28 protein-coding genes and 1 tRNA gene are annotated in these 22,831 nt (G+C 55.4%); all 29 read left to right on the top strand.

The annotated features are described in order from the left end of the window. The first annotated feature begins 83 nt into the window (after positions 1 to 83). The 29 genes from J4772_RS10815 (at position 84) to trpE (ending at position 22,831) form a co-directional block, all read left to right on the top strand. Positions 84 to 356, top strand: coding sequence for a stage VI sporulation protein F (locus tag J4772_RS10815; RefSeq protein ID WP_116064429.1), 273 nt, complete (start codon positions 84 to 86; stop codon positions 354 to 356). A 131-nt stretch (positions 357 to 487) separates the two neighbouring features. Further along, complete coding sequence (locus J4772_RS10820; protein WP_246016896.1) at positions 488 to 703, top strand: DUF2768 family protein; 216 nt, start codon at positions 488 to 490, stop codon at positions 701 to 703. Positions 704 to 735: 32 nt separating this feature from the next. After that, positions 736 to 1,029 (top strand): 2Fe-2S iron-sulfur cluster-binding protein, encoded by a 294-nt coding sequence (locus J4772_RS10825; protein WP_209075207.1) that lies wholly within the window; start codon positions 736 to 738, stop codon positions 1,027 to 1,029. Continuing rightward, the gene (locus J4772_RS10830) at positions 1,004 to 1,675 is read left to right on the top strand and encodes a nucleotidyltransferase domain-containing protein (protein ID WP_209075208.1); all 672 of its coding nucleotides are present in this window, start codon (positions 1,004 to 1,006) and stop codon (positions 1,673 to 1,675) included. Before J4772_RS10825 ends, J4772_RS10830 begins: the two co-directional genes overlap by 26 nt. Further along, positions 1,672 to 2,028: a 2Fe-2S iron-sulfur cluster-binding protein gene (locus J4772_RS10835; protein WP_209075209.1), complete on the top strand. Its 357-nt coding sequence runs from the start codon at positions 1,672 to 1,674 to the stop codon at positions 2,026 to 2,028. Before J4772_RS10830 ends, J4772_RS10835 begins: the two co-directional genes overlap by 4 nt. A 23-nt stretch (positions 2,029 to 2,051) precedes the next feature. Beyond that, positions 2,052 to 2,780 carry a hypothetical protein gene (locus tag J4772_RS10840; protein ID WP_209075210.1) on the top strand — a complete coding sequence of 243 codons (729 nt, stop codon included), beginning with the start codon at positions 2,052 to 2,054 and terminating at the stop codon, positions 2,778 to 2,780. 253 nt (positions 2,781 to 3,033) lie between these two features. Then, positions 3,034 to 4,512, top strand: coding sequence for a stage IV sporulation protein A (gene spoIVA / locus J4772_RS10845; protein ID WP_116064434.1), 1,479 nt, complete (start codon positions 3,034 to 3,036; stop codon positions 4,510 to 4,512). A gap of 361 nt (positions 4,513 to 4,873) precedes the next feature. Next, a complete protein-coding gene (locus J4772_RS10850; protein ID WP_116064435.1) occupies positions 4,874 to 6,019 on the top strand; it encodes a sugar ABC transporter substrate-binding protein in 1,146 nt (381 codons plus the stop codon). Between the two features lie 99 nt (positions 6,020 to 6,118). Beyond that, positions 6,119 to 7,642, top strand: a complete 1,524-nt coding sequence (locus tag J4772_RS10855) for a sugar ABC transporter ATP-binding protein (protein ID WP_209075211.1) — start codon at positions 6,119 to 6,121, stop codon at positions 7,640 to 7,642. Next, on the top strand, positions 7,639 to 8,628 hold the full coding sequence (locus J4772_RS10860; protein ID WP_209075212.1) for an ABC transporter permease: 990 nt from the start codon (positions 7,639 to 7,641) through the stop codon (positions 8,626 to 8,628). Before J4772_RS10855 ends, J4772_RS10860 begins: the two co-directional genes overlap by 4 nt. 123 nt (positions 8,629 to 8,751) lie before the next feature. Further along, positions 8,752 to 9,024: an HU family DNA-binding protein gene (locus tag J4772_RS10865; protein ID WP_116064437.1), complete on the top strand. Its 273-nt coding sequence runs from the start codon at positions 8,752 to 8,754 to the stop codon at positions 9,022 to 9,024. 159 nt (positions 9,025 to 9,183) lie between these two features. Beyond that, positions 9,184 to 9,260 (top strand) — tRNA-Pro (locus J4772_RS10870). A gap of 113 nt (positions 9,261 to 9,373) precedes the next feature. Further along, positions 9,374 to 9,592 carry a trp RNA-binding attenuation protein MtrB gene (gene mtrB, locus J4772_RS10875; RefSeq protein WP_116064438.1) on the top strand — a complete coding sequence of 73 codons (219 nt, stop codon included), beginning with the start codon at positions 9,374 to 9,376 and terminating at the stop codon, positions 9,590 to 9,592. A 121-nt stretch (positions 9,593 to 9,713) separates the two neighbouring features. Continuing rightward, on the top strand, positions 9,714 to 10,259 hold the full coding sequence (locus tag J4772_RS10880) for a hypothetical protein (RefSeq protein ID WP_209075213.1): 546 nt from the start codon (positions 9,714 to 9,716) through the stop codon (positions 10,257 to 10,259). 100 nt (positions 10,260 to 10,359) lie between these two features. Next, entirely contained in the window at positions 10,360 to 11,238 is an 879-nt protein-coding gene (locus tag J4772_RS10885; protein WP_209075214.1) for a heptaprenyl diphosphate synthase component 1, read from the top strand. An 8-nt stretch (positions 11,239 to 11,246) separates the two neighbouring features. After that, positions 11,247 to 11,966 carry a demethylmenaquinone methyltransferase gene (locus tag J4772_RS10890; RefSeq protein WP_209077094.1) on the top strand — a complete coding sequence of 240 codons (720 nt, stop codon included), beginning with the start codon at positions 11,247 to 11,249 and terminating at the stop codon, positions 11,964 to 11,966. Next, positions 11,963 to 12,838: a UbiA-like polyprenyltransferase gene (locus J4772_RS10895; protein WP_116064441.1), complete on the top strand. Its 876-nt coding sequence runs from the start codon at positions 11,963 to 11,965 to the stop codon at positions 12,836 to 12,838. The genes J4772_RS10890 and J4772_RS10895 overlap by 4 nt, the downstream gene beginning before the upstream one ends. Further along, positions 12,832 to 13,458 carry a UbiX family flavin prenyltransferase gene (locus J4772_RS10900; protein WP_247741071.1) on the top strand — a complete coding sequence of 209 codons (627 nt, stop codon included), beginning with the start codon at positions 12,832 to 12,834 and terminating at the stop codon, positions 13,456 to 13,458. Before J4772_RS10895 ends, J4772_RS10900 begins: the two co-directional genes overlap by 7 nt. Next, complete coding sequence (locus J4772_RS10905; RefSeq protein WP_209075215.1) at positions 13,451 to 14,326, top strand: menaquinone biosynthetic enzyme MqnA/MqnD family protein; 876 nt, start codon at positions 13,451 to 13,453, stop codon at positions 14,324 to 14,326. Before J4772_RS10900 ends, J4772_RS10905 begins: the two co-directional genes overlap by 8 nt. A 4-nt stretch (positions 14,327 to 14,330) precedes the next feature. Continuing rightward, a complete protein-coding gene (gene hepT, locus J4772_RS10910) occupies positions 14,331 to 15,305 on the top strand; it encodes a heptaprenyl diphosphate synthase component II (RefSeq protein WP_209075216.1) in 975 nt (324 codons plus the stop codon). Positions 15,306 to 15,378: 73 nt separating this feature from the next. Then, on the top strand, positions 15,379 to 15,822 hold the full coding sequence (gene ndk, locus J4772_RS10915; RefSeq protein ID WP_116064444.1) for a nucleoside-diphosphate kinase: 444 nt from the start codon (positions 15,379 to 15,381) through the stop codon (positions 15,820 to 15,822). Positions 15,823 to 15,840: 18 nt separating this feature from the next. Then, positions 15,841 to 16,668, top strand: coding sequence for a CheR family methyltransferase (locus J4772_RS10920; protein ID WP_116064445.1), 828 nt, complete (start codon positions 15,841 to 15,843; stop codon positions 16,666 to 16,668). Between the two features lie 60 nt (positions 16,669 to 16,728). Then, positions 16,729 to 16,890, top strand: coding sequence for a hypothetical protein (locus J4772_RS10925; RefSeq protein WP_181918042.1), 162 nt, complete (start codon positions 16,729 to 16,731; stop codon positions 16,888 to 16,890). A gap of 90 nt (positions 16,891 to 16,980) precedes the next feature. After that, positions 16,981 to 18,150, top strand: coding sequence for a chorismate synthase (gene aroC, locus J4772_RS10930; protein ID WP_209075217.1), 1,170 nt, complete (start codon positions 16,981 to 16,983; stop codon positions 18,148 to 18,150). Beyond that, positions 18,150 to 19,256 (top strand): 3-dehydroquinate synthase, encoded by a 1,107-nt coding sequence (aroB, locus tag J4772_RS10935; RefSeq protein WP_116064447.1) that lies wholly within the window; start codon positions 18,150 to 18,152, stop codon positions 19,254 to 19,256. Before aroC ends, aroB begins: the two co-directional genes overlap by 1 nt. Before the next feature lie 6 nt (positions 19,257 to 19,262). Further along, entirely contained in the window at positions 19,263 to 19,631 is a 369-nt protein-coding gene (gene aroH / locus J4772_RS10940) for a chorismate mutase (RefSeq protein WP_209075218.1), read from the top strand. 209 nt (positions 19,632 to 19,840) lie between these two features. Next, positions 19,841 to 20,140: a hypothetical protein gene (locus J4772_RS10945; protein WP_209075219.1), complete on the top strand. Its 300-nt coding sequence runs from the start codon at positions 19,841 to 19,843 to the stop codon at positions 20,138 to 20,140. Next, complete coding sequence (locus J4772_RS10950) at positions 20,112 to 20,519, top strand: hypothetical protein (RefSeq protein ID WP_209075220.1); 408 nt, start codon at positions 20,112 to 20,114, stop codon at positions 20,517 to 20,519. The genes J4772_RS10945 and J4772_RS10950 overlap by 29 nt, the downstream gene beginning before the upstream one ends. Positions 20,520 to 21,253: 734 nt before the next feature. Further along, positions 21,254 to 22,831, top strand: a complete 1,578-nt coding sequence (gene trpE / locus J4772_RS10955) for an anthranilate synthase component I (protein ID WP_209075221.1) — start codon at positions 21,254 to 21,256, stop codon at positions 22,829 to 22,831.

The raw sequence follows: 22,831 nt of genomic DNA on the forward strand, positions 1-22,831 counted from the left end.
GCCTGCCAAGAAATAAGAAACGCCCACACCTTCCCGGCTATCTCCTCATAGGATGCAGTGCAAATACCCGGAGGAGGGGAAGCATGGATAAATTTCCGAAGGACCTGCTTGGCGCGGTCAACAAAAAGTCGGGCAAAAACATTTCCGAAAAATCGGTCAAAAAAATCGCCAACAATGTGACTTCCACTACGATGCAAAGCGAAGCGCAGATGCGGCAATTGATCAAACAGGTGTCCGCGATGGCGAACGTTCCGGTAACCGAAGAGACGATCAAGGAGATCATCGGCACCGTGAAGAAGAGCGGAATGAACTTGAACAGCTTGGAGTCGCTCGTCAAAATGATGATCAAGAAGTAACCTGCCCGCGTGTCGCCGCTTGGTCTAAGCTGGCGGCGCGCGGGTTTCTTGTGGGCGTTTTTTGTCATCTATCGTGTCGAATGGTATAATATTAAGCATTTGAGCTTGTTGGAAGAGGGAGGCGACAAATAATGGTTCTAATGCTTCAAGCATATGCGGCGGCCAAGCTGGACCCGATGAGTAAAATGTGGATGTCCTTCATCGGGATCGGACTGATGGTAGTCGCGGCTCTTATTATTACATACGCTCGCACCAAAACGAAGGGCTGGGTTCGACTCGTTCTTACGCTTGTTGCGGTCGTCGTGCTGATCTACGGCATGATCAGCGGCTTAATCTCTATTATATAGTTCTTTTTTTTGCAGGAACGGGGGAGACTGGCATGATTACTTTAACGGGACGAACCGTAACGAAAACCGTCGAGACGCAGTTGGGCAAAACTCTGCTCAAGATCGCCCAGGAAGCGTCGATAGACTGGCAATTCAATTGCGCGAGAGGAACTTGCGCGAGATGTCGATGCATCGTGCAGGAGGGGGCGGAGTTGCTCGCGGAATCGAGCGACGCCGAGTGGGACCGTCTCGGTCCGGACGAGATGGACGCCGGCTATCGGCTTGGCTGTCAAGCGATCGTAGAGCGGGAAGGCGTTATAGTTGCTGTCAATAAAACGTATTTCTAAGTTGGAAATGGAAGTGGCCGATATGGGGAGCGATGTTCCGACAGACGCCCTGACCGAGCTGGCCTCGGTGCTGAAAGACGAGGAAGTGCGATTCGTAATCGGAGGCAGTACGGGGCTGGCGCTGCGGGGAGCAGAGCTGGGACGGCCGCCTCGGGATCTTGACATTTATATCGACGAAGAGGATGTCGGCTTGGCGCACAGGCTGCTGCGGGCCTATGCTCTGGACGAGCCGGAAAGCAGCGTGACGGACCGATACCGTTCCACGCTGTCTCATTATCGGATAGCAGGAGCGATGGTTGAGCTGGTCGGCGGCTTTCAGGTAACTGCCTGCGATTCGGTGTACTTGACGGAGGTCAGGGAGATGCTGCATCCGGCATGCGATCTGATCGATCTAGGCGGCATCGGGTTGCCGGTCGTTCCGCTCGGACACGAGCTGATTTTTAATTTGCTGCGCGAGCGGCAGGATCGTGCCGAAGCTGCCGGCAAGCTGATCGCCGCGGATCCGGCGAGACATATTACGAAGCTGCGGTTGCTGCTGGAACGAAACCGGATGGCAGAGGGCGTCTCGGGACTTGCGCTGAAGCTGGCGGGAGCGGGAGAGCCTACGGGCTTGGCGGAGCTTTCGAATCGGGAGGGACGGCCGTGACGGCGCGACATGTGGTCACATTCGAGCCGGACGGACGAAGCGCATCCGTCCGAATCGGTTCGACGCTGCTGGAGGCCTCGCGCAGAGCCGGCGTTTCAATCCGCACCCGCTGCGGAGGCGTCGCAGGATGCTTGATGTGCAAGGTAAACGTGTCCGCTGAGCAAGCGGCATGCTTGAGCTCCCCTACGCCAGCCGAATTTCGTAAGCTGGGTTCGCTGCTGTCGGAGGGCGTTCGCCTGTCGTGTCAGGCGAGGACGAAGGGAGACGTCACCGTGGTCGTGCCTGAAGATCCGCTTAAAGCGGCGATTCGCAAGAAGCTGGCGGAGCAGCAGGAAGACGATTGGTGGAGTTAATCGATGAGGCAGGGGGAAGTAAGGTGAAGGCTCGTTTTATGCAATTCGTCGGATTGGCGTTTTCCGCGCTGCTGCTTGTCGCTTTGACGGGCTGTCTGTATCCGGAGGATCGAACGCCTCGCAATGACGCGACTGCCAGAGAAGCGGTGCTGACCATTCAGGACGCCGTCGATCGTTTTCAGGAGCAGACCGGCGTGCTGCCGATTCAGAATGCGGCCGAGACGGTGCCGCTGTACGAGAAATATAAAGTCGACCTGGGCAAGCTGAAGCGGATGGGCTATATCGGCCATATTCCGTCGGCCGCTTTCGAGAACGGAGGCGCTTATCAGTTTCTGATCGTCGACGAGGAGAAGAAGCCTCTCGTTAGGCTGCTTGACGTAACCGCGTTCCAGGCGGTAGACGGCGTACAGAAGAAGATGGACCAATACCGTTCGTCCCGAGGAAATCGGCTTGCGGCGGGAGACGAGGCTTATCCGGGGTTCCGTACGGTCGACTTTTCCAAGCTGGGCATGAGGGACCCGGAAATTCGCAGCATGTTTTCCAATCAGACGCTGAACTGGCTTGTCGACGATCAAGGAAAAGTATATGCGGACTACGGGATTGACATTGCGACGGCGATCCAAAAGGCGGGTACGCAGCCTAGCGCTAACGAAGATATGCGCCGCGAGCTCGTGGAAGCCTCCTATTTCGTTCCCGTGCGTTCCCCGGAGTATCGCTGGGTCGACGGAGAGCCCCGGGCTATCGCACCGTAACTTAGCTGCGCTATTCTTGTAATATTATAAAAAAGACGAAGAGAGATGACATACGTGTCTCTCTTTTTTCATATGCTCAGGAGGGAAACGAAGGAGAGCGCGGCGAGCGGTGGCTTGTCAGCAAACATTTTGTGCGGACGGCGTCATAATCGTGACATTCGCACATACAATGTTACTAGTCCAAGTTCGTGTACGAGTTCCGCCCTGACGGCGGGTCACGAAAGTTTCGCGATTACGATGGGAGGGAATCTCAGTGGAAAAAGTGGACATTTTCAAAGATATCGCCGAACGCACCGGCGGCGACATCTACCTCGGGGTCGTGGGTGCCGTCCGCACGGGCAAATCGACCTTTATCAAACGGTTTATGGAAACCGTTGTACTGCCTAATATTGCTTCGGAGGCCGATCGGGTCAGAGCGATCGACGAACTGCCGCAGAGCGCGGCGGGCCGCACGATCATGACGACCGAGCCTAAGTTTGTGCCGAACAATGCGGTGCAGCTGAAGGTGGCCGAGGGGCTGGAAGTAAACGTGCGTTTGGTCGATTGCGTCGGCTATACGGTCGATGGGGCCAAAGGCTTTGAAGACGATGGCGGGCCGCGTATGATTACGACGCCTTGGTTCGAAGATCCGATCCCCTTCCAGGAAGCGGCTGAGATCGGCACGCGCAAGGTGATCCAGGAGCATTCGACGCTGGGCGTCGTCGTGACGACGGACGGCTCGATTGCGGAGATTCCGCGCAGCGCCTACGTGGACGCCGAAGAACGGGTCGTCAGCGAGCTGAAGGAAGTCGGCAAGCCGTTCGTACTGATCGTCAACTCCGCGCGGCCGAAGAGCGAGGAAGCCCAAGCGCTTCGCAGCGAGCTGGCCGTTAAATACGATATTCCGGTTATGGCGGTCAGCGCCGCCACAATGGGCGAAGAGGACGTCATGGGCGTGCTTCGCGAAGTGCTGTACGAGTTCCCGGTACACGAAGTCAACGTGAACCTGCCGAGCTGGGTTATGGTGCTCAGCGAAGGTCATTGGCTGCGCTCCGCTTACGAGAACTCGGTTCGGGAGACGGTCAAGGACATCCGGCGTCTGCGGGATGTGGAGCGCGTCGTCGCGCAATTCATGGAGTACGATTTCGTTGCCCGCGCCGGCCTCAGCGGCATGAATATGGGGCAAGGGGTCGCCGAAATCGATCTGTACGCTCCCGACGAGCTGTACGACAAAATCCTGATGGAGGTTGTCGGCACGGAAATTCGCGGCAAGGATCATCTGCTGCAGCTGATGCAGGAGTTTTCCCACGCTAAGCGGGAGTACGACCGGTTCTCGGAAGCGCTCGAGATGGTCAAGACGACCGGCTACGGCATTGCGGCGCCTTCTCTGGCCGAGATGGCGCTTGACGAGCCGGAGCTGATCCGTCAGGGTTCGCGCTTTGGGGTGCGGCTGAAGGCAACCGCCCCTTCGATTCATATGATCCGCGTCGATGTCGAGTCCGAATTCGCTCCGATTATCGGCACCGAGAAGCAGAGCGAAGAGCTCGTTCGCTATCTGATGCAGGATTTCGAGAACGATCCGATCAAAATTTGGGAATCCGATATTTTCGGACGCTCCTTGCATTCGATTGTCCGCGAAGGCATCCAGGGCAAAATCGCGATGATGCCGGACAACGCCCGCTACAAGCTGCAGGAGACGCTTGGCCGTATTATCAACGAAGGCTCCGGCGGGCTGATTGCTATCATCCTGTAAGCGGCGCTTAAATCGAGGCTTTCCCGTAAGTCATCTTTCAGGTGACCGAGGGAGGGCCTCTTTTCTTTGTCGATGGGAGGTGAACAGGACGGCAATGCAAGGGCGGGAGATCTCCGAGTTCCATCCTAGGAAATGTAAGCGTAAAACTATTGTCGATTAAAAGAAGTTGCAAACTTGGATATTGTCAATCTGCGAGAATTCTCCTAGAATGATTTGATCAGCGAAGCTGGACAGGTTGTTGCTGCATACATAACGAATAGAATCACTTTAATATTTTATAAAACCGATTGACATACTTGGATTAAATGATTATAGTAATTCTATCATCCAGCAACATATGAAATGGGAGGCTTACTTAGAGATGAAACAACCGAAATTCAAACGATCATGGCTCGCGCTTGCATTGGCGCTCGTAGTGGTGCTCGCAGCCTGCGGCAAAAAAGAAGAAAACAACGCAGGCGGTTCCTCGCCAGCGGCATCGCCGTCGGCATCCGCTTCCGAATCGGCTTCGGCGGATCCTTCCGCTGACGCGGGCATCGAAGCGCTTAAAGGCAAGAGAATCGCGGTTGTTATGCGCTTCAATACTGGCACTTTCTCGGCTCAATACGTAGACGGCGTCAAGAAGCAAGTGGCGAAATACGGCGGCGAAGCGACGATTCTCGCTTCCGAGAACGACCTGGCGAAGATGGCGGCCAACTTGGATTCCGCCGTTAACCAGAAGTTCGACGGAATCCTCGTCGACCACGGCGATGCGGCAGCGCTGACGAACGGGCTGAACAAGGCGAAAGAAGCCGGCATTCCGATCGTAGCGTTCGACTCCGGCCTGAATAGCTTTGAAGGCATTACGAACCTGGCGCAGAACGACCAGCTGTTGGCCGAGTTCACGTTGGAGAAGCTGGCTGAAGAAGCCGGCGGCAAAGGCAACATCGTTAAAGTATGGGTAGCGGGCTTCCCTCCGATGGAGAGCCGTCAAATCTCTTACAAAGCGTTCACGGAGAAATATCCGGACCTTAAAGAAATCGCGGCATTCGGCGATGCCAGCAACCCGCAGCTCGATACGCAGAACAGAATGGAAGCCGTTCTGAAGCAGTATCCGAACAAAGGCGATATTACAGCGGTGTGGGCGGCTTGGGACGAGTTCGCCAAAGGCGCGGCTAACGCGATCAAGCAAGCCGGACGCGATGAAATCAAAGTGTACGGCATCGACCTTAGCGACGAGGACTTGAAAATGATTCAAGATCCGACCAGTCCGTGGGTGGCCTCCGCAGCGGTAGATCCGACTTCAATCGGCACGGTTCAGGTCAGATACCTGTACCAAAAGCTTCACGGCGACAAGACGGATGCAGAAGTGCAGCTGGAGCCGGTATTCGTGCATCGCGACGCGCTTCCTACCGACAAAGTTATTACGACGGCAGAGCTGTCGCAATATGTCGAAGGATGGGGCAGCAGCGATCTCGGCAACACGGACTACCTGAAGGCGCTGGAGCAAGCAGTCGGCGCGCAATAATTTCAAGCAAGCGAAGGCTGGGCACGGCGCGGGAGAATACCGCGCCGTTTCCTGCTGTCCGAACGATATATCATTCTTCGAGGAAAGGGCGGGGTTCCGATGGCGTTGGCCGATCAAGCCTCCGTGCTGCACATGAACGGCATTTCCAAGTCGTTCGCGGGCGTTCAGGCGCTAGATAACGTGGATTTTAACGTTCGCGGCGGAGAGATCCACGCGTTGCTCGGCGCCAATGGCGCAGGCAAGAGTACATTGATGAAAATTTTGTCGGGAGCCTATGAGTCCGACGAAGGCACAATCGAGGTTGGCGGGGGCTCGTACGTTTTCCGGACCCCGGCGGAATCCAAGAAGGCGGGAATTCACTGCGTCTATCAAGAAGTGGACACTTCCTTGGTCGCTCATCTCACCGTGTCGGAGAACATCTTTCTTGACCGGCTGGCGTCTTCCGGGCAGTCAGCCTGGCTGCGCTGGGGCAAGCTGCACGAGGAAGCGGGCAAGGTGCTTGAGCGCATCGGGCTGACGCTGTCGCCGCGGACTCTGGTTCGCGATTTGACCTTGTCGGAGAAACAGCTTGTGCTGATCGCAAGACTGTTCGCCGAGAACGCCAAATTCGTCATCCTGGACGAGCCGACTGCGCCGCTCAGTCTCGAAGAGACGGAGAAGCTGTTCGAGATTATGCAGGGCCTCAAGGCTGCGGGCATCGGCGTCATTTTTATCTCGCACCGCCTCCCGGAAGTATTCCGCATCAGCGACCGGATTACCGTCATGAGAGACGGTCAGCGTGTGCTGACCGAGGACAAGGAAAATATTGAAGCTGCGGGCATCGTTAAGGCGATGCTCGGCAGAAGCTTTGAGGAGGAGTATCCGAAGCTTGAGACGGCCTTTGGCGAGCCGGTGCTTCAGGTGAGCGGGCTTCGGTCGGGAAGGCGCGTTCGCGGTGTGGACCTGGAGGTGAGGCGCGGAGAAATCGTGGCCGTCGTCGGGCTGGTCGGCGCAGGGAAGACGGAGCTGTCCCGCGTTCTGTTCGGGGCGGATCAAGCCGATCAAGGAACGGTAACCGTCGCCGGCAAGGCGGCCGATCTAAGCTCGCCAGCCGAGGCAGTGCGCTCCGGCATAGCGCTTGTGCCCGAAGAGCGGCGCAAGGAAGGCATTCTCGTTCGCGAGTCCGTTCTCCACAATTTGAGCGTTCCGCTGCTTCGCTCGATCAGCAGATTCGGTTTTATGTCCGGGAAGTCCGAGCGGGGTTACGCCGACAAGCAAATTGCCGATTTGGGCATCAAAACGCCGTCCGTATCGCAAATCGTCGCTTTTTTGAGCGGGGGCAACCAGCAGAAGGTGGCGATTGGCAAATGGATCGGCACCGGAGCGGACGTTTATTTGTTCGACGAGCCGACCAAAGGCGTCGACGTCGGGGCCAAAAGCGATATTTTTCGGATTATCGGAAAGCTTGCGCAAGAGGGAAAGGGGATTTTGTACTTGACGTGCGAATTTGCCGAAGCGCTCGGCTTGGCGGACCGCATACTCGTCATGTGCGACGGGACGATCGTAAAATCATTTAACCGCGGCGAAGCTACGCAAGAAGATCTCTTGTACTACGCGAGTGCGGGACGGGAGGAATTAGCGTGAAAAATCGCCTGCTGCCGTTTACGTTCAAATACGGCGCGCTTATTTTTATCGGCTTGGTCATTTTGTTTTTCTCGTTGTCGAACGAATACTTCTTCACCTACAGCAACATTACCGATATTTTGCGTTCGATTTCCATTGTGACGTTTGTTGCGATCGGAGTAACGATCTCGCTGACCGTAGACGGCTTCGACCTGTCGGTTGGCGCAACGGTATCGCTGTCTACCGTCGTAACGGCGACGATGATGGTCTGGTTCGAAATGCCGCTTGTCGTCGTGCTGGTCGTTCCGCTGCTCGTAGGAGCGCTGGTAGGGCTGCTTAACGCCTTGCTGATCGTCAAGATTCGGATTCCCGACCTGTTGGCGACGCTGGCGGTGATGTACATCGTCAATGGCGTTCACAAGACGTATACGAAGGGGTATTCGATTTACAGCAACATGCCGCTGTCGGACGGCTCGACCGCACCGGGCGTTATGGATCCGTCCTTCCTGTGGATCGGCCAAGGCAAGCTGCTCGGCATTCCGTTCCCGGTAATTCTCATGCTGCTGGCAGTGATCGGGGCGCATGTATTTTTTAAGTACACCCGCTGGGGCCGGCAATTGATCATGACGGGCGGCAACGAGGAAGCGGCTCGACTGTCCGGCCTCAAGGTCAAGCGCGTTCGTGCGCTCGCCTACGTCGCCTCCGGCGTTTTCGCGGCGATCGGCGGCATTCTGTTCGCTTCACGGATCGGCTCCGGCCAGATCGAAGCCGGCGCGCCGATGCTGATGGAAGCGGTCGCCGCCGTGTTCGTAGGCTATTCGGTATTCGCCGCCGGCCGCCCGAACATTATCGGGACGTTCTTCGGCGCAGTATTGATGGGCGTACTCGTTAACGGCCTGACGATGATGAACGTTCAGTATTATACGAACGACATCATCAAAGGAGCGGTGCTCGTTCTGGCGCTGGCCGTCACCTTCATCCACCTCAATCGTCGAAAAGCGGGCTAAATGGGCTCTAAAACAGCCGAAAATCGCGCCGCGCTTGAAACTTCGCGATTGCGGAGTGTATAATTTCTGAAGAAACGGATAAAAAGATAACATGCCATCCTATCTGTCGGGGAGGTGAATGAATTGAATAAAACCGAATTGATTGCCAAAGTGGCCGAATTGGCCGAACTGTCCAAGAAAGACGCGACGCAAGCGGTAGACGCCGTTTTCGACGTCATTTCCGAAGCGCTGCAAAACGGCGATAAAGTCCAACTTGTCGGATTTGGCAACTTCGAAGTTCGCGAACGTTCCGCCCGTAAGGGCCGCAACCCGCAAACCGGAGTTGAAATCGAGATTCCGGCCGGGAAGATCCCTGCTTTTAAGCCGGGCAAAGCTCTCAAAGAAGGAATCAAGTAAGATCTTCGCGGCTCTCCGGCCTTCTGATGAGGCCTTATACGCCCATAAGAAACGCCAAGACTATCTTTTGCAAGCTCCTTCGGGAAACGCAAGAGATAGTCTTTTGTTTCTGTTGCTAGCTCGGATTGCCGTGTGCTATAATTCGAGCTGTATCTGTAACGGGACGTGGCGCAGCCTGGTAGCGCGCACCCTTGGGGTGGGTGAGGTCGAGAGTTCGAATCTCTCCGTTCCGACCATAACATTGCGGCGACTGTCTTCTCCCCGATATCGTCTCGGGAGAGGGGGCAGTTTTTGTTTGACATTGCTCCGTCTTTTCCTTCATCATGAAGCTATAAGGAGGCTGCGAATAATGGAAAGAGAACAAGAATACATCGTCATTAAAGCCAAGGATAGCGGAGTGCAGGTCATCGGATTGACGCGAGGCCAGGACACGAAGTTTCATCATACGGAGAAGCTGGACAAAGGAGAGGTGCTGATCGTTCAGTTCACCGATCATACGTCCGCGATGAAAATAAGAGGAAAGGCAACGATTCTCACGAAACACGGAACTGTGGAGACGGATGCCTGATTAACCTAAATAAGCTTCGCAGGGGCGCAGGCATAGCCTGCCCTTTTTCTATGTACAATGGGTATGGAGGAACCTCTAGAGGTTGCACTTGTAGCCTCTCGAAAGGAAAGGGGAAATCGCCATGCGTATTGGCCGTTATCTTTCTTGGATCGCGTTCGTCGCGACGGGATTCGCCGTTGTACTGCTTCTTTCCCGACTGCCCGCCGCCGAGCAAAACCTTAATCACCGACTGTCCTCGGTATCTGTCTTCGAACCGGAGTCGGCCGCGAGATTGACCGACGATCGGCTTGTGGACGCGTTGTCGGCGATTCCGCTGAGCAATCGGCCGATTAGACTGGAATGGAATCATGGCATTCTGGCCGTCGATCTGCGAGGAGAAGAGCCCCGTCTTCTTAATCGCGATATCGCGCTGCTGCTCGGCTTTGCCTATTCCGACGTTCGCAACGTTAAACAAGTGCTAATCCGAGCGTTCGAATCGCGAGGAGAGCGGAAGGTGCTGCTGCTCGCGGCGGAAACCCGTAAAACCGATTGGACGGAAGAGGAACTGGCTCTGCTGAGACAATCTGCGGACAACCCGGGTTCGGAGCTTGCCGGGCGTTCAACCAACATACGATGGACGATCACGGCGGCAGGCAAGCGTTGGTTCGGAAATTTTGCAAATTCATGAACAAAATCCTTGGCTTATGCGAGCTTTTCTAGGATATGTTATACTAGTTGGGATAAACGTCGGAAATGGTGTGTCGGCAGCTAGTTCGGAGGCGGAAGCAATGAGCAGATCACGTATTGACCAATTGGCAAGTAAGTACATGAGCCACGATATGATTAGCCTGCATACGGAATTACCCGATTTCCCGAATGGCAGGATTTCTTTGCTATACACCTTGCTAAGCCATCAGCCGCAGGCGGCTTCTCACAAGGAATTGCTTTCGGTCGTCACCTCCCTCGTACAGATGGGGCTAGATACGCACGACATGGTCGAAAATGCAACCGGGGCTGCTGCGGTCGGCACGCTAGGGATGCGTACTCAGCAGTTGCGGGTGTTAGCTGGAGATTATTTCAGCAGCCGGTTTTACCATCTGCTGTCTCAGGCTGGGCAAATCGAGACGATTCGTCGTCTGAGCGAAGCGGTCTGCGACATTAATCGGCTGAAGATGAGCTTCTATGGCAAAGCAAAACAAATGAAGATGAATGCAGAAGAATATCTTCAATACGGCGTTGATTTAAAAGCCGGGCTTTTTCTTTCTTTTACGGACGCGATGAACGGATTGCACGCCAAGCTGTGGCCGGAACTCGTCAGCCGGTTCAGCCGCTGCGAGCTGCTGCTGCAGGAGATCGGCAAAGTGGAGCAAACGTCGTCGTTGTCCGATAGCTGGGGCGTTTGGCATATTTTGCAGGAGGGTACGGAAGAGGATCGCCGTCAGCTCGAGGACGGCCAGGCCGATTCGGGAATGATCAAGGCGCTGATGAACAAATACGGCGTCTCTGAGAAGCTGGGCGCGCTGCTGCGGCAGTCCGTGGCCCAACTGCAGACGCTTGTGCAGAGGTTTCAGTCGGACAAGCTGACAAAGGAGCTGCAGCCGCTGCTTGAGCCTTTCTTGACCGCGACGGGTCAGATCAGGGCAACCGCATTGAAGGAGCTGGGATAGACGTAATGATGGACGCGAAATCGAAAGAGCGGCATGTGCATGAAGTGTTCGAGCGCATCGCTCCCAAATACGATCTGATGAATGACATCATCAGTTTCAGAAGGCATAAGGCATGGCGCCGATTTACGATGCGCAAAATGGACATCCAACCGGGACAATCTTCCCTGGATCTATGCTGCGGCACGTGCGATTGGACGATTGCGCTGGCCAAGGAGAGCAAGGGCGGCCGTACGGTAGGACTGGATTTCAGCCGTAATATGCTGGAGATCGGTCAGGCGAAGGTGGACAAGCTCGGCTATAGCAACCAAATCGAGCTTGTCCAAGGGAATGCGATGGAGCTTCCCTTCGAGGACAACAGCTTCGACTTCGTGACGATCGGCTTCGGATTGCGCAACATACCGGATATCGTCAAGACGTTGAAGGAAATGAAGCGCGTCGTGAAACCCGGCGGCAAAATCGTCTGTCTGGACATGTCCAAGCCGACGTGGCAGCCTTTCAAGAGCATTTATTATTTTTACTTCGAGAGAGTAATGCCCTTATTCGGAAAATGGTTCGTCAAAAGCTACGAGCAATACCGGTGGCTGCCGGAGTCGCTTGCGTCTTTTCCCGATCTTCAAGCTCTTGCCGAGCTGTTCCGTGAAATCGGCATGCGCAACGTGAAGGCCTATCCGTTTTTCGGAGGCGTAGCCGCGCTGCATATGGGCACGAAAGGGAATGAAATCGTATGATCGCCAAATTGCGCGTTTTTCTAGAAATGATTAAGTTTGAACATACGCTGTTCGCGCTTCCTTTTGCCTATGTCGGGGCTATTCTCGGCGCGGTAACCGTCGAGAAGCGGCTTCCGGAATGGAGCGAGTGCGGCTGGATTTTGCTAGCGATGGTCGGCGCCAGAACGGCGGCGATGGGACTGAACAGGCTGATCGACAAAGCGATTGACGCCCGCAACCCCAGAACGGCCAATCGGGCGCTGCCTGCCGGTCTATTGAAGTCGGCCGAAGTCATCGTCTATATTGTCGTTTCGTTCGTTCTGTTGTTCTGGGCGGCGGCCAAGCTGAATCCGTTGGCTGTAAAGCTGCTGCCAATCGCCGTGTTCATGACGGTTATTTATTCGTATACGAAGCGTTTTACGTGGGCTTGCCACATCGTGCTGGGTCTGACGCTCGGCTTGGCTCCGCTCGGAGGATGGGTCGGCGTGACGGGCGGCGTCACCTTGGAGGCGATGATCCTGTATGTGACCGTTGCGCTCTGGAGCGCCGGCTTCGATATCATCTATGCCTGTCAAGACGTGGAATTCGACCGCAAGGAAGGCTTACATTCGATTCCCGCCCGGTTCGGAATCGCCGGCGCTCTCTGGATCGCGCGCGCGTTCCATGTGCTTACGGCCGTCGGGTTTGCGCTGATTTTGGCGTTGACCGATCTCAGCTGGTGGTACTTTGCGGGAATGATCGTCTCGGCCGCGCTGCTCCTTTACGAGCACAGGCTCGTCAAGCCTAACGATCTGAGCAAGCTGAATGCGGCGTTCTTTACGATGAATGGCATTTTGAGCGCTGTTATTTTCGTGTTTACGTTCATCGATCTGGTGGTGATAAGATCGTGGTGAGCGGCATTAGCGCTTCCGCGAAGCGCTGGGTAGTCGGCATTACCGGGGCCAGCGGAGCGATATATGGAGTTACTTTGTGCCGGCAATTGTTAAATGCCGGTTTTCATCTGCATTTGGTCGTATCCGAAGCCGGGTGGCGCGTTCTGAAGGAAGAGCTAGGTTGGAACGTCACGAATCGGTTAGAATGTATAAATAAAGCGTTCGATTCCGCCCAGGCGGAAGGCAGAATGACGTACCACCCGCTCGGCGACATCGGCGCAAGCATTGCCAGCGGTTCGTTCAGATGCGAAGGGATGGCGATCGTGCCGTGCTCCATGGGATCGCTGTCCGCGATCGCGAGCGGTGCGTCCACGAATTTACTAACCCGAGCGGCCGACGTCATGCTGAAAGAAGGACGTCCGCTGCTGCTCGTGCCGCGCGAGACGCCGCTGAACGCCATTCACCTGGAAAATATGCTCAAGCTGGCGCGTCTAGGCGTGCGAATCATTCCGGCGATGCCTGCGTTCTATAACGGGCCGCAGACGTTAGACGACGTCGTCGATTTTATCGTCGGCAAAACCATGGACGGCATGGGCATTGAACATAATCTCTATCGAAGATGGGGCCACCCGAATGAATAATACGAATTCGCGGCCGATCCGGCTCGGCCGCATCTCTTACACGAATGCTTGGCCGGTGTTTCATCATTTTGATCCGACGCAACTTCCGTTTCAGACGGAAATCCACTCGGATTTACCCGCGACTCTTAATCGCAAGCTGAGAGCGGGCGATATCGATATGGCGGCGATTTCTTCTTATGCTTACGGAATTTCCGCCGACTCTTACTACTTGCTGCCCAATTTGTCGGTAAGCTCGTTCGGAAGAGTTCAATCGATTTTACTGTTTCTCAAGTCGCCGCTGGAGCAAGTGCTGCATGGCAAAATTGCGCTCACGACAGCTTCAGCCACGTCAGTCAACCTGCTGAAAATTATTATGGAGAAGTTTTATGGAGGCAAACCGACTTACGAGGACGCGGAACCGGTACTGGAGCAGATGCTGGAAAACGCGGACGCGGCGCTTCTCATTGGGGATCACGCAATCCGGGCGTCATGGATCAATCATGGCCACCGAGTGCTGGACCTCGGGGAAGTGTGGAACATTTGGACTGGCCAGTGGATGACGTACGCGCTATGGGCGGTGCACAAGGAAACAGCGCATCGCTACCCCGAAGCGATTCGGGAAATCTATGAAGCTTTGATAGCCGGCAAGAGCAAATCCTATGACGATATGGAGCCGATCGTGGACAAGGCGCTTCGCCAGATCGGGGGAACGGCCGCTTACTGGCAAAGCTACTTCGGCAATTTGTGCCACGATTTCGGAGATGCGCAAAGGTCGGGACTCAAGCTTTATTTTCAATACGCCAAGGAACTCGGACTGATCGAAGGCGAGCCCGATATCGCGGAATTGCCGCTGCCCTATCTTCTAGATAACCTATCCAACCGCAGGTGAACTTATGAAATTAATGCAGCTCTACGCATCGTTAAAACCCGAATTGCAGGCGATCGAGGATCAGATGGCACGAACCGTCACCTCGGATTTGCCGATTCTGAGCGAGACGTCGCTTCATCTACTGAAGGCCGGCGGCAAAAGGATCAGACCTGTGCTCGTGCTGCTTGCGGGCAAGTTCGGAGACTATTCGCTCGAGACGCTCAAGAAGGTCGCGGTGCCGCTTGAGCTGATACATATGGCTACGCTCGTGCACGACGACGTGATCGACGATGCCGATACCCGTCGCGGCCAACTTACCGTGAAGTCGAAATGGGACAACCGGATCGCGATGTATACCGGAGACTATATTTACGCCAAGGCGCTGACCGTTGTAACTGAGTTGGACAAGCCGCGCGTTCATCAGATTTTGTCCGGTACGATCGTACAGGTGTGTATCGGCGAGATGGAGCAGATCCGCGATTTCTTCAACGTCGATCAAAGCGTACGCAATTATTTGCGAAGAATCCGGCGGAAAACGGCGCTGCTCATCGCGATAAGCTGCCAGCTCGGCGCGGTCGCGACCGGAGCTCCGGCCAACATCTGCAACGCTCTGTACAGCTTCGGCTATAATCTAGGCATGAATTTTCAGATTATGGACGACTTGCTCGACTTGTGCGGTACCGAGAAGGCGATCGGGAAGCCGCCGGGCAGCGATCTTAGGCAAGGCAATATTACGCTGCCGGTTCTATACGCGCTTAGGGAAGATTCGATTCGGGACCGTCTGCTGACGGAGATCGAAGCGATCAAGCAGAGTGACGGCCGCGCTGATTCCTCGGCGGCGGTGAAGCTGGTACGTTCAAGCAAGGGCGTGCAGGAAGCGGAACGAATGGCGGACCGCTACATCGCCAAGGCACTGAAGGCGCTTGATTCGCTGCCAAATATTCCGGCCAAGCGGAATTTGACGGATATTGCAAGATTCGTGGCGAAACGCAGCTACTAGAAGTGATGAAAAGGCTGTTTTTATGGTAATATAGAAAATGACAAGCAGGTTGAATTTGGAAAGGAGGAGGAACATGGAGAGAACATACTTAATGGTGAAGCCGGATGGCGTGCAGCGCGGGCTGATCGGCGAGATCGTCGGGCGCTTCGAGCGCAAGGGGTTAAAGCTGATCGGAGCCAAGCTCATGCAGGTATCCGTCGAGCGCGCCGAACGTCATTATGCCGAGCATAAGGGCAAAGATTTCTACGAGAAGCTGCTCCAGTTCATTACATCGGGTCCCGTATTCGCGATGGCGTGGGAAGGAGATCAGGCTGTGGCTCACTGCCGCGCGCTGATCGGTAAAACCAATTCGCTGGAAGCTGCTCCGGGAACGATCCGCAGCGACTTTGCCGTACATACGAATTTCAATTTGATTCATGGCGCCGATTCCTTGGAAAATGCGGAACGCGAAATCGCCATTTTCTTCTCGGATGACGAGCTGGTTTCCTACGATAAAGCCATTCAAGCGTGGATATAAGGGAGAGAGCAGAACGTCATGGGAGACATTCGTTCCATTCCGGGCGCGAGCTTGAGCTCGGGCTTTTCCGAGGACGAGGATTTTTCGCGGTTTATCGTGAATATCAAGAGACTAACCTCCATTGATCTGTCCCAGTATAAGGAAAATCAGATGAGGCGGCGGCTGACGACGCTGCGAATGAAGCACGGATTTCGGTCTTTCGACGAGTATTTCGCGGCTTTGTCGACCGAAGCCCGGCTGCGCAACGAATTTCTCGATCGGATGACGATCAACGTCTCCGAGTTCTGGCGCAATCCGAATCGCTGGCAGGTGCTGCGGGAGAAGTTTCTTACGCAGATGCTGAAGCAGTCTTCTCGGCTGAGTATATGGAGCGCTGCCTGTTCAACCGGGGAGGAGCCTTACACGCTGGCGATGATTATGGATTCGCTGGGCGCTCTCGACAGGTCGACCGTGCTCGCCACCGATATCGACGACGGCGTTCTGGCCAAAGCAAGAGAAGGCGTTTATTTGGAACGTTCGCTGCGGGATGTACCGGCCGACTTCAAGTCAAAGTACTTCATTCCGGAGGACGGCGCTTTTCGCATCGACAGCCGCTTGAAGAAAGCGATCAAGCTGCAGAAGCAGAATTTGCTGCTGGATACGTTCGGAAGTCATTTTGATCTGATCGTATGCCGTAACGTTATGATTTACTTTACCGAAGACGCCAAGCATATTTTGTACGGCAAATTCGCGCAAGCGCTTAAGCCGGGCGGCCTGCTGTTCGTCGGCAGCACCGAGCAAATTTTCTCGCCGGGACAATATGGACTGGAGACGGCCGATACTTTTTTCTACAGACGTGTGAATTGACGTATGTGAATGAATCTTCCAACCGATAATAAGGCTAGTCGAGCCATGCGGAGGGTGTCTATGGACAAACGCAAAGTGATCGCGGCTTATCGGCGAGGATTGATATCTGTACAAGAATGCGCGCAAATATTAGGCCTGGATAACGTGGAGCTACTCGGACATTTGAGAGATCCGGGAACGCCGATAACGAAAGCCGGCAAGAAGCAGTCCGTCCGTACGTGACGGGCTCTTTTCTTGTCAAACGCTTTAACGCTGTACTATAATGATCAGAGATAGGCACGGCTTGCGTGGATATAAAGGGAGGAACCGGAGTTGAGTTTACGTTATTTAACCGCGGGAGAGACGCATGGCCCGCAGCTTACTGCTATTATTGAAGGATTGCCCAGCAACCTGGAGCTGGATTTCGAGGAATTGAATTTTCAATTGCAGCGCCGTCAGAAGGGTCATGGGCGCGGTCGCCGCATGCAGATCGAGACCGATACGGCGCAGATCGTAGGCGGAGTGCGCCACGGCCGGACGACTGGGGCGCCGGTAGCGGTTGTCGTGGAAAATAAAGACTGGAAGCATTGGACTTCCGTCATGAACGTCGAGCCAGTCGAAGGCAGCGACGAGACGAAGCGCCGGGTGTTCCGGCCTCGTCCGGGGCATGCCGATTTGAATGGCGGTTTGAAGTACAACCTGCGCGACTTGCGCAACGTGCTGGAGCGCTCCAGTGCCCGCGAGACGGCTGCGCGAGTCGCGGTCGGCGCCATCGCTCGCCAACTGCTCGGTGCTTTCGGCGTTAAGGTGGCCGGCCATGTCGTCTCGATCGGAGGCGTCGAAGCGGCCGCTCCTAACTTGCCGATCGACGAGTTGATCGCGGTGACGGAGGAATCTCCGGTTAGGGTAGCGGATAAAGAAGCGGAGCAGAAAATGATCGAGCTGATCGACCGCACGAAAGCGGACGGCGATACGATCGGCGGAGTCGTCGAGTGTATCATTACGGGTCTGCCTGTTGGACTGGGCAGCCATGTGCAGTGGGATCGCAAGCTGGACGGGCGCATCGCGCAAGCGGTCGTGTCGATCAATGCGTTCAAGGGCGTCGAGGTCGGCATCGGCTTTGAAGCGGCTCGCATTCCGGGTTCGCAGGTGCACGACGAAATTTTGTATTCCGAGGAGAAGGGCTTCTATCGGGGCTCCAATCGCGCGGGCGGCTTCGAGGGCGGGATGACGACCGGCGAGCCGATCGTCGTACGCGGCGTAATGAAGCCGATTCCCACGCTGTACAAGCCGCTGGCAAGTGTGGACATCGATACGAAGGAAGCGTTCACTGCGCAGGTAGAGCGCTCGGATGCTTGCGCCGTTCCGGCTGCAAGCGTCGTGATGGAGCATGTCGTCGCTTGGGAAATGGCGAAAGCGTTCCTGGAAAAGTTCGGCGGCGATTCCATCGAGGAAATGAAAGCAAACCTGGACAGCTACTTGAGCCAGGTCGGGGCGTACTAATGGCGAGCGGAACGAGAGAGCTGACCGTAGATCTCGGGGAACGTTCCTATCCGATCTATATTGGAACAGGGCTGATCGCGCAATTGGGGGAGAAATTTGCCGAGCGCGGTTTCCCTGTCAAATCGCCGATCCTGCTCGTAACCGACAGCGCCGTCGAAGGCTTGTATGCTTCTGCGGTTGAAGAGAGCCTGCGCGCGCGGGGCTATACGGTCGCACGAGCGGTCGTCCCGTCCGGGGAAGCGTCCAAGTCGTTGGAGATGCTGGACACTCTCGTTGAACAGGCGCTTAAGGCGGGATTGGATCGGAAATCGACCGTTATCGCTCTGGGGGGCGGGGTTGTGGGCGATCTGGCCGGCTTCGTGGCTGCATCTTACATGCGCGGCGTGAGGTTCGTGCAGATTCCGACGACGATTTTGGCGCATGACAGCAGCGTCGGGGGGAAGGTCGCCGTTAACCACCGCCTGGCGAAAAACATTATCGGCGCGTTCCATCAACCCGAGTTTGTGCTGTACGATCTCGACACGCTGGCCAGCTTGCCGATGCGCGAAGTGCGCGCCGGTCTGTCCGAGGTGATCAAGCACGGGCTGATCTGGAACGCGGAGTTTGTTGCATGGTGCGACGATAATGCGGAGCGGCTGCTCGGGCTCGACCCGGATGCGCTCGGCTATGCGCTGTATGAGGGCTGCAAGGTGAAGTCGATTGTCGTCTCCCGCGACGAGCGCGAGAACGACTTGCGCGCGATCTTGAACTTGGGCCATACGATCGGGCATGCGCTCGAGGCTGTGGCCGGATATGGCGAGCTGTTGCACGGGGAAGCGATCGCCATCGGCATGGTCGGCTCGGCCAGGCTGGCGGGACGGTTCGGCTACGCCGCGGACATCGAGGAGACGACGGAGCGGATTTTCCGCAAGTTCGGGCTGCCCGTTCGCATCCCGGAAAGCTGCCCGACCGACGAGATTATGAGCGCGATGCTGCACGACAAGAAATTTTCCGAAGGCAATATGGTGTTCGTCGTGCCTACGGCGATCGGAAGCGTGGAAATCCGTCGCGACGTGCCTTCTGCATGGGTTACGGACATCGTGAACGGATTAAGAGAGGGGAAATAGACGATCATGAGCGTTAGGGGAATCCGCGGAGCCATCACAGTCGAGCACAACGAGGAACAGCTCATTCTGGATGCGACCGTCGAGCTATTGAACGGAATCGTTGAAGTGAATCAATTCGAGCCGGAGGATATCGCCAGCGTGCTCGTCACGGTCACGCAGGACCTGGATGCTACGTTCCCGGCCAGAGCGATCCGCCAGATGGCGGGATGGGAGCTTGTGCCGCTCATGTGCTCGCTTGAGGTGCCGGTCAAGGGCAGCCTGGAGAAATGCATCCGCTTGATGGTGCTCGTGAATACGGACGTGGCGCAGAAGGATATTCGTCATGTCTACTTAAACCGCGCGCAAGCTCTTCGTCCGGATTTGGCGGCGAAGTAGGATTTTAAGTGCTTGGTAGCATAGTCGCAGCAGCGCGATTGAGCCGGGTTCTGAAGACGTATCGGAATGATCGAGCGTTTATTGCTTGATAAGCTTGAAAAGTACGGACCAAAATGGAATAATTAATCCAGATATTAGCGTGAAGCACACGCCGTTTCTCTCTTCGGAGGGAGCGGCGTGTTTATTTTTTATAAGGGAGAGTGTGGATTATGAGTCATTCGTTGGCGTTCGCAGACAAGGAGTATGAAACATTGCTTGAGGAACAGAGGAATATGGCCTCAGGTCCCCGGCTTGAACTCCTGCAGAAACATGGGGAGGCTGAGCGTAAACTGCTGATCAACATCGTGTGGCCGGTGAAACAATCGTTTAAGGGATTGATTTTGGAGAAGGAGATTGTGACGCTGACAGGTGCGAAAGCTTATATCGACGTCTTCGACGAAACGGTTTTCTTTGGGCTCGAAGCGGAAGGCTATACCGTTCATGCGGGCAATATTACGCGCGCGGTTTGATTTTGAGAGAAATAAAGCCCGCTCAATGTCGGCTCTTGGTATACGATATATTCCGTTTAGCTACGACGAGATGGATAAGAAGCCTGAGGTTTGCCAGCGTTCGCTGTTTGAACTGTACGGCAAATACGGTACGAACGCGGATAGCGCAACCTACAAGGAGGCAACTTCGTCCGAGCGGGAGCTTATTCGATATGCGATGCGGTTGGGCAGACCGTTTCAGATGCAGGAGATGCGAAGTTGCCTGGGGAAAGGTCCGGAAGCGTGTCGTGAAATTGTTCGCGGTCTGGTGAGTAAGGGGATTGTACATCCGGTAAAGCCGGGTTTGAAAAGAAACCATTTCTATACACTGGACAAGGATGCCGGACGTTTGTTGTGGTAGCGTGGCGTTGAGGGGCGAGTGGCCTTCACTTAGTGGCCGCGCGGAGCAGAGCAGAGGAAAGGAAAGGAAGGAAGAGCGAGGAATGAGGACAGGGGACGGATGAGCTTACGATTGGCATGGGATTAGCATGGTGATTGATGGTTTTCGATGGTATGCGTGCAAATGGCGCGGTGATGGATGGTTTCGGCGGTATGCGGGGTGAGCAGCACGGTGGTTGATGAGCGTCAAATACACTAAAGCGGAGAATCCCCCTTAATTTCTATAAATGGACCATTATGAGCGAAATAGAGCGGATTATCTAGCTTAAATTTGGAAAAATCCGATTATTCGGAAAATAAGCCGGAAAATCCGCTCTATTTTCGCCGATTTTGTTCAGTGGACGAAATTAAAGCGGAAAATCCGCTTTATTCACAGACGAGGAATAAGAGTGACCGTTCACCCGTCCAGTTGCAAATAAGCGTTGACGCCATATCTGCCTGATGCTATAGTAAGAAACATATTATGCGGAGCGGAACGGTCGGCCACAGGGACGACAACTTACGCGGAAGCAGCCTAGCAGAGTTGAGATCAGATGAGCGGAGTTGCCGTATTCGACGTGCAGCGCGGATTTGCCGTGCAGGTGTCGGAAGTCGGTCAACATAATCTTATCTATGAACGCATCTCTGCGCAACAGAGGTGCTTTTTTGATTTTCGGCGAAGAGGGCGCAGCCCGAGCCGACGGGGGAGAGATCAGGATGGATCAGCGTGAGCTTCAGGAAATCAAAGCAATGGCAGGACGCTATAACGTCATTCCGGTCGTACGCAAGCTGCTGGCGGATACGGAGACGCCGATCCGGGTGTTCCAGCATTTGAGCAGAGATAAACGGGCGTTTCTGCTGGAAAGCGTCGAGGGAGGCGTCAAGTGGGCCAGATATTCCTATATCGGCACGGATCCGTTTCTCGTGCTCAAGCTCAAGCATAACGCGCTGACGCTTGAAGAGAGAGGCAAAGTAGAGTCGTATACGACCACTGAGCCGTTGCAACTGCTAAGGGAGAAGCTGCGATCCTACCGGAGCCCGGCCGTGCCCGAGCTTCCCCCGTTTACAGGCGGCGCGATCGGATTTTTCGGCTACGACCTGCTGCAATATTACGAGCGGAAGCTGCCGCCGCACAAGCAAGACGATTTGAACATGGACGACATGCAGTTTATGTTCTGCGATCTGGTCATCGCTTTCGATCATTTCAAGCAGCATGTGCTTGTCATCGGCAATGTGCACATCCCTGAAGGGGCCAGCGATGCGGTCATTGAAGCCTCCTATCTGGAGACGCTGAACGGGATCGACGATACGATCCGCCGGATTCAGCAGCCGATTCCGGTGCAGCCGTCAAGAAGTACGCCTCCGCAGGATCCCGAGCTCGGAGAGGTTTCCTCCAACCTGACGAAGGAGCAGTTTATCGACAACGTCAATCAGGCGAAGGAGTACATTCGAGCGGGAGATATTTTTCAGGTGGTGCTGTCGCAGCGGTTTCACATCGAGACGGAGGTCGATCCGCTTCATGTCTACCGCGTGCTGCGAACGATGAATCCGTCGCCGTACATGTATGTGCTGAAGCTGGACGACGAGGTAATCGTCGGCACGTCGCCGGAGCTGCTCGTTAAAGTCGACAACGGCAAAGTCGAAACCCGCCCAATCGCGGGAACGCGGCCGAGGGGCAATACGCCGGAAGAGGATTTGCAACTGGAGCGAGAGCTGCTCGCCGACGAGAAGGAGCGAGCCGAGCACGTCATGCTCGTCGATCTGGGCCGCAACGACATCGGCCGCGTATCGACGTTCGGTACGGTGAAATGCGACAGCTATATGGAGATCGAGCGCTACTCTCACGTCATGCACATCGTGTCCAACGTAACGGGCGAGCTGCGGCCGGACAAAGATTTCTACGACGCATTCCTGTCCTGCTTGCCTGCGGGCACGGTATCGGGCGCGCCGAAGCTGCGGGCGATGGAGATCATCGCGGAGCTGGAGAACGAAGCGAGAGGCGCCTACGCCGGAGCGATCGGCTATCTCGGCTTTTCGGGTAACTTGAATACGTGCATTACGATCCGAACGATCATCTTCAAACATGGCAAAGCGTACGTGCAGGCCGGGGCAGGAATTGTCTGGGATTCCGTTCCGGAAAACGAGTACCTGGAAACGCAGAACAAAGCCAAAGGGATGCTCAAAGCGATCCGGGCAGCCGAAGAGGCGTTCCCGCCTGCCGGCGCGAAGCGCAATGCGAGCGAGTTCTCGACCGTACTGGCGGGAGATCGGCGCACGAATCTGGATTACGATTGA

Source organism: Cohnella sp. LGH (genome assembly GCF_017671885.1).
GTDB classification, from domain to species: domain Bacteria; phylum Bacillota; class Bacilli; order Paenibacillales; family Paenibacillaceae; genus Cohnella; species Cohnella phaseoli.